Source organism: Pantoea sp. NGS-ED-1003 (assembly GCF_000738765.1).
Lineage (GTDB): Bacteria > Pseudomonadota > Gammaproteobacteria > Enterobacterales > Enterobacteriaceae > Pantoea > Pantoea septica.
On sequence record NZ_JPQA01000019.1, the window covers coordinates 1 to 10,066 of the forward strand.

Annotated in this window: 12 protein-coding genes; 6 read left to right on the forward strand and 6 right to left on the reverse strand. The window is 47.8% G+C overall.

Going from position 1 to position 10,066, the window contains the following annotated elements:
• The coding region (locus JS46_RS22140) for an IS1 family transposase (protein WP_001642742.1) at nucleotides 1-227 on the forward strand (227 nt) is incomplete at its 5' end.
• A gap of 69 nt (nucleotides 228-296) precedes the next feature.
• Nucleotides 297-1,628, forward strand: a complete 1,332-nt coding sequence (locus JS46_RS22145) for a helix-turn-helix domain-containing protein (RefSeq protein WP_033755903.1) — start codon at nucleotides 297-299, stop codon at nucleotides 1,626-1,628.
• Nucleotides 1,629-1,672: 44 nt separating this feature from the next.
• On the opposite strand, the gene JS46_RS22150 is transcribed toward JS46_RS22145, so the two are convergent.
• Nucleotides 1,673-1,933 (reverse strand): hypothetical protein, encoded by a 261-nt coding sequence (locus tag JS46_RS22150; protein ID WP_072010478.1) that lies wholly within the window; start codon nucleotides 1,931-1,933, stop codon nucleotides 1,673-1,675.
• Nucleotides 1,933-2,073 carry a hypothetical protein gene (locus tag JS46_RS24400; protein ID WP_160173339.1) on the reverse strand — a complete coding sequence of 47 codons (141 nt, stop codon included), beginning with the start codon at nucleotides 2,071-2,073 and terminating at the stop codon, nucleotides 1,933-1,935. The genes JS46_RS22150 and JS46_RS24400 overlap by 1 nt, the downstream gene beginning before the upstream one ends.
• Before the next feature lie 396 nt (nucleotides 2,074-2,469).
• On the opposite strand from JS46_RS24400, the gene JS46_RS22155 reads away from it, so the two are divergent.
• Complete coding sequence (locus tag JS46_RS22155) at nucleotides 2,470-2,970, forward strand: lytic transglycosylase domain-containing protein (RefSeq protein ID WP_051905671.1); 501 nt, start codon at nucleotides 2,470-2,472, stop codon at nucleotides 2,968-2,970.
• A 260-nt stretch (nucleotides 2,971-3,230) separates the two neighbouring features.
• Here JS46_RS22155 and JS46_RS22160 read toward each other — a convergent pair whose 3' ends face one another.
• Both JS46_RS22160 and JS46_RS22165 read right to left on the reverse strand, forming a co-directional pair.
• Nucleotides 3,231-4,082 carry an LPD29 domain-containing protein gene (locus JS46_RS22160; protein WP_033755907.1) on the reverse strand — a complete coding sequence of 284 codons (852 nt, stop codon included), beginning with the start codon at nucleotides 4,080-4,082 and terminating at the stop codon, nucleotides 3,231-3,233.
• 64 nt (nucleotides 4,083-4,146) lie between these two features.
• Nucleotides 4,147-4,737, reverse strand: a complete 591-nt coding sequence (locus JS46_RS22165) for a hypothetical protein (RefSeq protein ID WP_033755909.1) — start codon at nucleotides 4,735-4,737, stop codon at nucleotides 4,147-4,149.
• A 932-nt stretch (nucleotides 4,738-5,669) separates the two neighbouring features.
• On the opposite strand from JS46_RS22165, the gene JS46_RS22170 reads away from it, so the two are divergent.
• Nucleotides 5,670-6,659 carry a lysozyme inhibitor LprI family protein gene (locus JS46_RS22170; protein WP_033755911.1) on the forward strand — a complete coding sequence of 330 codons (990 nt, stop codon included), beginning with the start codon at nucleotides 5,670-5,672 and terminating at the stop codon, nucleotides 6,657-6,659.
• 182 nt (nucleotides 6,660-6,841) lie between these two features.
• The gene (locus JS46_RS22175; protein ID WP_033755913.1) at nucleotides 6,842-7,192 is read left to right on the forward strand and encodes a hypothetical protein; all 351 of its coding nucleotides are present in this window, start codon (nucleotides 6,842-6,844) and stop codon (nucleotides 7,190-7,192) included.
• A 178-nt stretch (nucleotides 7,193-7,370) separates the two neighbouring features.
• Here JS46_RS22175 and JS46_RS22180 read toward each other — a convergent pair whose 3' ends face one another.
• Both JS46_RS22180 and JS46_RS22185 read right to left on the reverse strand, forming a co-directional pair.
• Nucleotides 7,371-7,835 (reverse strand): hypothetical protein, encoded by a 465-nt coding sequence (locus tag JS46_RS22180; protein WP_033755915.1) that lies wholly within the window; start codon nucleotides 7,833-7,835, stop codon nucleotides 7,371-7,373.
• Nucleotides 7,836-8,276: 441 nt separating this feature from the next.
• Nucleotides 8,277-9,953, reverse strand: a complete 1,677-nt coding sequence (locus JS46_RS22185) for a UvrD-helicase domain-containing protein (protein WP_051905672.1) — start codon at nucleotides 9,951-9,953, stop codon at nucleotides 8,277-8,279.
• A 41-nt stretch (nucleotides 9,954-9,994) separates the two neighbouring features.
• Between JS46_RS22185 and JS46_RS23725 the strand changes: the two genes are divergently transcribed.
• A partial coding sequence (locus JS46_RS23725) for an IS1 family transposase (protein ID WP_001568368.1) occupies nucleotides 9,995-10,066 on the forward strand: 72 nt, incomplete at its 3' end.

Sequence of the window (10,066 nt, forward strand, 5' to 3'; positions counted from 1 at the left end):
TTGACGTGGTGATATGGATGACGGATGGCTGGCCGCTGTATGAATCCCGCCTGAAGGGAAAGCTGCACGTAATCAGCAAGCGATATACGCAGCGAATTGAGCGGCATAACCTGAATCTGAGGCAGCATCTGGCAAGGCTGGGAAGGAAGTCGCTGTCGTTCTCAAAATCGGTGGAGCTGCATGATAAAGTCATCGGGCATTATCTGAACATAAAACACTATCAATAAGTTGGGACCATTACCCGTTATGGTTAGTATTTTCGCTCATCTCACTAACAGACTGACTGGAAAAGAAAAATGATGGCTAATGCTGCCGATTTGGTTGTTCTGATTGCCGATCCGGCGGGCTTTTCATCCGAGGTTTTTAGGATAAAGCATGAGGTTGTCTTATCTGAGTTGCTTAACGAGGCCCTCCTTCATTACATGCGTAATCCGGGCTGGTTTGAGGTTAGCTTCAGAGAAACCCGCTTTTATGCCTGCCAGCTCGTAACCATTCCACTGCTCGCTTTTATTAAAAATCGCGTCCCGGCCAGGCAGCTGCAGGCGGCGGCCGAACGGTCACTCACACAGTTGAGACAATATTCAGACGTAGCCGACCCGGCTGCATGGATAATGGTTAATGCGGATTTCCTGGTCCCCCTCCCCCGTCCCGGCGTGAACCTGTGGCACGCCAGAAAAATAAAGAACAGTCTCGAAAAGGCAATATTTACTGAGCCCGGGGAAATAACTCACTCAAAAATCAAAACCGCCCCGGTCGGTACAAAATCCACAACATCCGCTAAAAAAGCAAATCCACCAAAAAAGGTGTTGGAAGAAAAAAACGGGCCCGATGCAGATAAAGTGATAGAGCGTGTAATGCTGGGCTGGCGCGTCAGGGATATATGTGAAGAACAGGGCTGCTCTGAATCTTACGTCTACAAGCTGATAAAAAAGCGCAAGGGAAGCTCTGCAATGGATTACCGCTGGAAGCAGTGGGAGCTGATTTCACGCATGTATCATGCCGAGCCAAAAATGACGATAGAAGAAATTGAGCAGGCCTGCGGAGTATCTCGCGCAGTCATCTATCACGCCGTTAAAAAAATAGCCGATCGTGACGGACAGAAAATCATCCCTCGGGAGCATGAGAGAAAACTGACACCAGAAGATGTTGAGGCGATAAAAGTAAAGTTAAGCCAGGGCATACTCAGAAAGCATATTCTGACTGAATACAGCATCACGAACGACACGCTTATTAAGTACGTTGGCACGCATGAAGATTACAGGGTTATATCTGAAGAATTAAAAGACTATGCGGTACGATTGCGCGTGCAGGGTAAAACGCTACAGCAAACCGCCGATATACTGGGTGTGACGGTTGCAACGGTTAAACGCGCATGGAGCAAAAAGAAAGACTCTCCTGAAATTAAGGAAAAGCGCGTCAAGTATGATAACCGTAACGTACTGTCTAAACGCGACCGCGATCAGGCAGTTAATGCTGTCTTACGAGACGGCCATACAAGAAAGCAGGTTTATACACAATACGGAATTAATGCACTGACGCTACGCCGTTATATTCGTGACGCGCTGAAAAGAGAGACCGATGCACTGAGGCAGGATGACAATGGAAAAGACGAGAAGGGTGACTCCTGAATAAGAAGCCTGATGTATTCGCAGATAGATCAGGCTGGCATTAATTATTTAAAGTACTCCAGTAATTTACCGGCAACTCTTTCCTTCATCTCTTTAGGCCAGTCTGGATCAAGAAGCATTTCGTTCCTGACGACTTTAGAAGTATCAACCGTTTCTTTCATGATGCCGAAAATTGCGTCGATAATGAACCCATTCATCAGCGCATTTTTAGCAATGAGTTCCAGCTTTTGATCGAGCGTTTTTTCAGATGCATCCTTGTTAAGTTTGTTTTCATGCACCCGTAAACCGAGTTTGAACATTTCCATTACGAACGCTGATCTGTTAGCTGTATCACGGGATTCGCCGTCTTCCAGTTTTTTTCGACGTGTGCATCAATCTTTTCCAGCAGTGAAAAAGGGATGGTAAGGTTAACCCGGTTACGCTTAGCTGCATTTTCATCATTCATATTTTTTTCTCACACTCGTTTTAACTAATATATGTAAGCATCACATCGGACCAGACAATCTGGAAGGGTGCAGACTCATCTTTTATGGTAACCATCAGGTAACATCAGGCTTAAAACTGAGTAACCATATGGAAACCAATAGTTAGAAATCCATTATAAACTACTGATAAACCTATAACAAACCATATGGTAACCAAGAAAAAACTTTCAGGATTCCACTGGGTTACCTTCTGGTAAGTCAGCATAAGATTAAATTTTCTACGGTTTAAAGCTAAGTTGCTGATTTATAATATATTAACCAGCAAAAAGAAATTTGCGAGTGGTGTGTAAAAACCTAACTCTTATGATATTATTGAACCTGACACCTCCCCCGAACTTTTCAAATCAGGAGCCGCAATGTGTTTATTTACTCACGCTGCAGCCCTGCTGGCGACAGGCATTTTCTCCGCCAGCGTGAATGCGGACTGTTTTATTAAAGCTGGTGAATGGTATTCCATCGACCCCGACTATCTGCGCGCTATCGCCTGGCAGGAGTCACGCTACAATCCGGCAGCTGTAAATACCAACCGGACCAAAGATGGAAAACCCGGCAGCAGTGACTACGGGCTCATGCAGATTAATTCGGTCACAATGCGCCGCTTACAGAAAGAGTACCCAGGCCTCAGCAAAGAAAAGCTGCTCAGCGAGCCGTGCCTGAACATTTATATTGGTGCCATGCTGCTGCGCCGCAATTTCAATCAGTACGGCACAACGTGGCTGGCGGTGGGAATGTACAACGCGGGAATGAAAAACCTGCCGGTTACCGTAACGAACCGCTATAACTATGCGATGCTGATTGATAAACATTACAAGGCCATCAAGTCAGGTAAAATTCCGCGCAAGGCATTCAGCGGCTGAACGGCTTTTCATACTGACGAAGCGCGCAGCCCAGCTTTATCTCTCTGCGCTGTATTTGTTTAAAGACGGCAACGAAGCTTACGCGCAGAATTACCCGCCCCGGATCCATGCCGGGAACGGGTAACAGAAGTAACTTCTCTTTTTTTTCGTAAGCACCGCATGTACAAACACTGCGGTGGATTACATTTATCCGTCACCGGTTCAATACCGGTCACGGATAAAATCCGGCCAAAAAAAGGAGCCCTGCGGCCCCCTGTCTTTTATTTTATTTCCGCAAGCTTTCGGTTTATCTCACCCTGCACGCCCTGATTGTGCCAGAAGTAATCGCGCCCGACCCTGTATAGCTCGCCGGTGTTAAATCGCGCCAGCGTTATTTCTTCACCTTCCAGACTGCTGCCATATTTTTTAGCGATCATGTCCACCGCCTTTCCCTTCATCTCATCCGAATAATCCCGATCGGTAAAAACGTAGCCCACGCCCCCATAAATGCGATTAAAGGGAGAAGCACAGGAAACGGACATATCCTGCATACCGTCAAAATAACTGTCTTTGTACTTGTCGGTTACGGCTTTTACTTCTTCCTCTGTCGGCCCGTCAATCCAGTTAACACTTACGCTGTCATAACTGCGCTTGCGAACGGAAAATTTAACCCCCGAAAATCTGGCCTTCAGCTCCTTACGAATATTAGACGTCACCTGCACGGCTCCGTTTTTATCCTGCGAAAGCACGGCATATTCCGGTGCCGTTTTTAAACGCTCGCATTCAGCTGCATAAAGACGCTCTTCCTCCTCTTTCTCCTGCTGCCTGCGGCGTTCTTCCGACTCGGCATGTTTTACAATGCGCGCCGTTTCTTCACCGCTTTTTATTTCCGGAAATATGCTCCACTGTTTTCCGTGCAGGATACTTTCCGGCAGCCCGCGAGATATTCCGCCGCTCTCAAACGCAATATCAAACGTGGCATTACCGCCATAAGATACGCAGCCTGAAAGCGACCCGACTGATGCCGGTTTTTGCTCGCCGTGAACGGCGAACACGACACCCCGCCCGCGATTGTAAAGAACTGTGCTGACAACCTGACCGATAACCACTGCCTGCGCATTGTGCATTTTCATTTCAGTTTTCCTTAAATCAGTTGAGACGAAAAAGCGGCCCGCCCTTCCAGGCCGCGCAACGTTTTCAGAACGGGATCTCGTTCAGGGTGGTATCACCGGCACCGGCAGTTACCTGATTTTTTGGCACCGGATTGAGCGCGTTTTCCAGCGAGATAACGCCGCGTGCGACGTCACTGGCCAGGTAATAATCCAGCCCTGCGTCACGCGCTTCGTGCAAGCGGTCAAAAAATGCTTTTGCCTCTTCAGCCCTCACCGCAGAGGCACGACGCATATATTCCCGGCGAGCCTCCTGCCAGGAAGCTGAGCGGTAAAAAATCTGGCCACGGCTGACAATGATGAATCGCCCAGCTGCGTTTTCGCCCAGGTCGTACAGCGCCGTCATGCCTCCGCCTGAACTCGCCACACACGGCAGCGCGGTATGTCCGGCAGCCATCAGCGCGCTGACATCAGTTTCATCAAGCAGCAGCACGTCCGTGCCATAGCTGCCGTTTCGCGCCGGGAAGTGCTTCCCCTCTGACGGCGTGACCTTTTCGCCGTTTTTGCCTGTGACGTGCCAGCGCGTGCGCAGATCGTTTGCGCTGACGCAGATTTTCGGGCCGTTACCCCATGTTTTGGGAGATTCTGAAGCGGCGACGTTGACGTTTTGTGTGTGCATGCTGGTTCTCCTGTCAGGTGATTAATTCATGTTTCGGTTAGTTCCTCGCGGCAAAGGGCTGAGAAGCAACGGCAGGCAGCAGATACAAGGGCGCCGCAGGCGTGCATTTCACCCTTGTATCTGATGAATGGTGGTGCCTGGATTCGCCCGCCGCGTGGGACGTACCGCAACATGACCACCGCGCCGGAGATGAGCATCCACACACCCGACCACAACGCCGCTTCTGGCGGTTTGGCGGAGCTAACCGGCTCTGCCGGTTAGCTCAGTGGGACTCGACGACCCGGCAACGCCGGGGAGCCGATGGGGGCCATGAGTTGTCAACCGCCACGTGTGTATCGAGCCCGAGGTAAGAGATTAAGACCACCAGCGCTTTTACGACTGAATTGGCTTAAACAACGGGAGGAGAAAAAAGGGATGTTAAGTAATGCACTGCTCAGACAGTGCAGGCTGGATGGAATGTTGTGCAGAAAATTTTGTTCATAACGAACGAATGGCTGGCATGCAGTTAAGACTCAAAATATGAAAGCCTTAGCGAATGGGGTATATCTTTCATCGGCCCCGGCGCTGTCCTTTGAGATTCAACCTGGCCGTCATCGCAGCAACATCTCTGCTGAAGTGGTGCATGCCGTGATACAGTGTTCACTCGCTGTCTGCCTCCCACTGTGACGTGTTTTCACACGTACCGTTCAGCAAAAACACCTACTATCTGCCAATTCCATCCAACAATCTTCCCGGGTTTCTGAAAAGCCTGAATTGGCCTGTGCTCGATTAGGCACCTGCGGAGGTAATTTTAAAGTTTTCAATGTAAGTGCCGATATATGCATTGCTTAGGCAGGTGAGTTTCACAGGGTATAGATCCTCAGCAGAAGAAACCTTAATCACCGGCTCCCCCGCCGCCGTCAAAATCAGAATAAATACTCTAAAGGGAACTCATGCGACTCAAATACGCCGCTCTGTTACTTGCCGTTGCTCTTTCAGGTTGTGACAACAATAAAGAAGTGATTGGCTGCTCTTCTGACATTACCAAATCTGCTTTTCTGGATTTGATCAAAAAGGCGGCTTATGAAGGTCTGTCCGAACAGGTCGACAAATATCAGGACGTTACTAGTCAGACGAAAAGAAGTGCCCTCGACAAAATTAAACTAGCGCTTTCTGAGATATCTACGACTTCCAGTGACACAGGCAGCACTATGAAAACCTGTGAAGCCACGGTTTCCATGACGCTTCCCGCAGATGAATATGCGCAGCTCACTGAAGCGTATCGCACGAACTTCAACCGCAATCTGGACAAGCAGCTTGAAGGCCTGTCGCTAGAAAATAACGCGAACATTTTCTCTAAGCGTATCAGCTATACAGCGCAGGCAACTGACGATCAGAAAAACGTGTTCGTTAAGGCCCAGATGGATAACCCTGTCTCCGCGGGCGCAAGTCTGATAACAGCACTCTCCATCATCAACCCTATCGTTGAACAGCAGAAAGTTCAGCAGGCTAAAGACGCCCAGCAGCGTCAGATTGAGATCCAGCAGCAGGCTCAGCTGCAAGCCCAGAAACAGGCGCAGTATGAGGCTGAACAGCAAATTCAGAGACAGGCGCAGCTTCAGGCACAAGAGAAAGCGCAGCAACAGGTCCAGCAGCAGTCTCTACAATCTACCAATCAGCAGCCTCAGCAGCAGAACTCTGACAGCCTTGCGCAGTCCCGGATTGCATTTGCGAATGCTGACTCTGACCTCAATACTGCCTGGGGAGCGTTAACGCCTGTTAAGAAAAAGGAATTACTGCCTTCTCAGCGACAGTGGATCAAAACTAAAGACGCGATGTGTGGCAAGGTCTCAATGCAGGGTAGTGATTACGAGGTGAAAAAAATGGTCGACTGCCAGGCACAGATGACCGCATCGAGAACCGACTTCATCAGAAACCAGTAATCAGGTTTACTCAGACAGGCATTGCCCTGCAAGCTGGTGGCCTGTGCCGCGCTGGCACCATCCAGTTGCAGGGTTATTCTTAAGGTCGTCACGGTATCCTGACGCAAAACCTTAACCTTATCCAACTGAGATACTGTCCTAGCTGCTTACCGTTTCAGAAAACATCATCATATGGAAATAAAATGATTAAATTTCGCATAGCTAAAATTGCCATTGCTGCATCATTACTTACTTCTCTATTTGCAAACACGGCCTCGGCCGATCCCGACCGCGACTTTTCAAATGTTGACTGCAACGATGCGAAAATGAGAGGCCTGCTGCTCGAGACTTACAATGATATTAAGAGTAACTCAGATGCTCCAACGGTTATTGATGTATATGACCAAAAAAAAATCATAGGGGATATAAACAAGCTGGCCTGCCACGGAACCTATGAGTTTTCTGACGGAGATAAGCTGAATATGACCTTTAAACTGTATAAGAACAGCATCGGTCAGTTTATAAACAGCTTTGAACCTGACTCTGACAATTAACACAGTAATCGTCAAGTAATTAAGTTAGCGGCGCTTCGCCGCTAACCAGCAAGAACAGTCTTCAGAAATCACTTCCAAAACGCTGTAATAGCGTTATCTAAAAACCGTGCAACCTGACGGCGCTACTCACAACCTCTGCAATCTGAATAGAGTGATCAGCGTTAAATCATCAATCCCGTCAGAGCTTCTTCCCTTCAAGATGGCAATTATATGACGTACCGCCGTGTTCACGGATCAACCAGTCTACCGCCTGACCGGAGATGCGGTTAATTGAGACCCTGGACATGCTGATCCATTGTTTTTTATCTCTGGACGCCTCAATGGTGTATTCAATTTCTCTTTCATTCACAGTCGGCCTGGCAACTCTGAACCAGGTATCATCCCTACCCATCGATTCTCCATCGACGGTGACGATGACCGCCTCAGTAAACCATGTGGTTGTCAGTCCATTTTTTACGCACGTATTCCCTGTCTGAGCTTTCATATTGAAGCAGAGCTTATTTTGCGTCAGATAGGGAACAGGCCAGATACCAGTGGCTGCCCTGTCATTTTTTGAGGCAGGTTCACAGACTATCAGTTGAGTGGCTGCAGCTACGTCTGTAATGGGCAAAGCTAGCAGGGTTAATAAAATTGCACGTTTCATAAGTTTGAAATCCATATCGGTAAAAAATTTCTATGGCATCATCTTGCATGAGCACACATCAGGCTTTAACACGCACAGCGAAATGAGTATCGGCTGTTAGCTACGGATCATTAACGCAATAGTAGAGAGGCACAATGAAAACGCTAAACGCAGGAAAAGCCCCTTATCTGGCAATCAGATCTCATCCCCACACCATTGCTCCCCCTCACGCTGAGGAGCATTTTCCGGAGCCTGACAATATGAATGGTGGTTGCCGATGGCATGAGCTTGAAAAGGCTGAGTTGACGGGCATATGGCCTCAGGTCGTCAACGGACCAGAGCGTCCCGGCTCAGTTGTTGTCAAACACGGTGGTAGCGAGTCTGGCTTTCCCCTGCATGTATTGCCGAGGCCCTGATATTAGTCAATCAAATGACATCTCATACGTGTGCTCATATCAGGTCTCATTTTGACGTATGAGTACATTGGTCGCCTTTAATTCCGTAGCCGCTGCACCCCCAGAACTCGCCAAACTTACCCTGTCTTAATTTCATTGGCCTGCCGCATTTTTCACAGATTTTCATTTTGTTATCACATGCAGGATTATTGCATTGGCTGTGACTTCGCATGTCGAATGAAGGAGCAGCGCATTTTTCACATACCCTCGCCTTCCCTACAGTGCAACCCAGTCCAGTACTGCAACTGTAAAAATCTCCAAACTTGCCCTTTACCAAACGAAGGTAGCCTGATTCGCAGTGAGGGCACTTAAACATTTTGCGATACCGCTCTTTAAAGGTATCAGAGGCGATTTGCAAATCGTATTTAGGTGTAAGAAGCTCGGTAACAAAATCAGATGGTGCAGTGGGATCGGCAATGATGTAGCACTTGTGCCTTGCACGCGTGATACCCACGTACAGGAGGCGTCGCTCTTCAGAGTGCGGGAAAGTGTCCAGAGAGGGTAACAGAGCTTCGATGACAGCATCATCTCTGTTTTCGTTAGGAAAACCTGTCTTGCCCTGAGAAAAGCCAATCAAAATACAATAGTCTGCTTCCAGTCCCTTCGACTTATGAAAACTCCAGAAAAATACGTTTTTCTTAAATTCAGCGCCCCACACAGATTGTTTGGCTTCTGCTAACAGGTAATTATAGCGAGCGATAATAGCTATCGATGCGGTGGGCTCGTGCTGCCTTATTTTCTTAACCACCTCCAGCGCTTTGTCGCACAAACTCCTCTGAACACCAATTTTATCATCAAGAAGATAAACCTGAGGCTCCTCAACCTTGTGATGAGTATCAATCTCCTTTTTATACTGCTCGGGATTTTGCATAATGAAAGTCCCGGCAGTTTTGGCAATGCTATTGTTATACCTGAAAGTTTTCTGAAGTTTAGTCACCGTGCAATGACCAACAAGATCCTCAAAGCGAGTAGTCAACTCCAGTTTACCGCCTGAAAACCGATAAATAGATTGCCAGTCATCACCGACAATCGTCAGGGAGGGTGCGGGCCCTTTTGCTAAAATGCCCTGAATGAACTCCATTCGGGCCGCAGAAATATCCTGAAACTCATCAAGCAGAACATATTTCCATTGCGGAACATATGCTCCAGTGTTAATGACATCTATGGCACGGATGATCATGTCATCAAAATCAATAGTATTCTGACGTTTGAGTTCATCAATGTAGCCACTGTGCAACTCATCCAGTAGATTGGAATATTTCTCTGCATTAAAAATTTTTGCCGCGGTAAAACGCGCAAATATCCCTTTTTTATCTAATCTTTCGACACGGATTGACTGGAGAGCTTTCGTCATCAGTTCAGCCCAGCTTCCTAACTCCTGCTGTTGATTCAATTTCTCAAAAATTTCTTGGGGACTCATAGGGTCGAAACTGACCCCTGCCGCGGCTAGTCTGGCCTTAAACGCCGACAGTAATTTTTTCTCCTGCCATTCATAATGAAATGTTTCGATTAACGTAGTTCCACACTCCGCATGAAGTGCACGCTTTTTCTCTATAATTTCACCGTAATTACTGGCATCAATATCCGGCCGGGTTTTTCCGTCCCGGTCAGTTCCGTAATGTTCAATATATATATCGGTATCTTTAATGTGAAAATCAGGGCGGTAATCAGGTGATGCTGCCAACTTACTGATTTAGTGTATGATGGTGTTTTTGAGGTGCTCCAGTGGCTTCTGTTTCTATCAGCTGTCCCTCCTGTTCAGCTACTGACGGGGTGGTGCGTAACGGCAAAAGCACT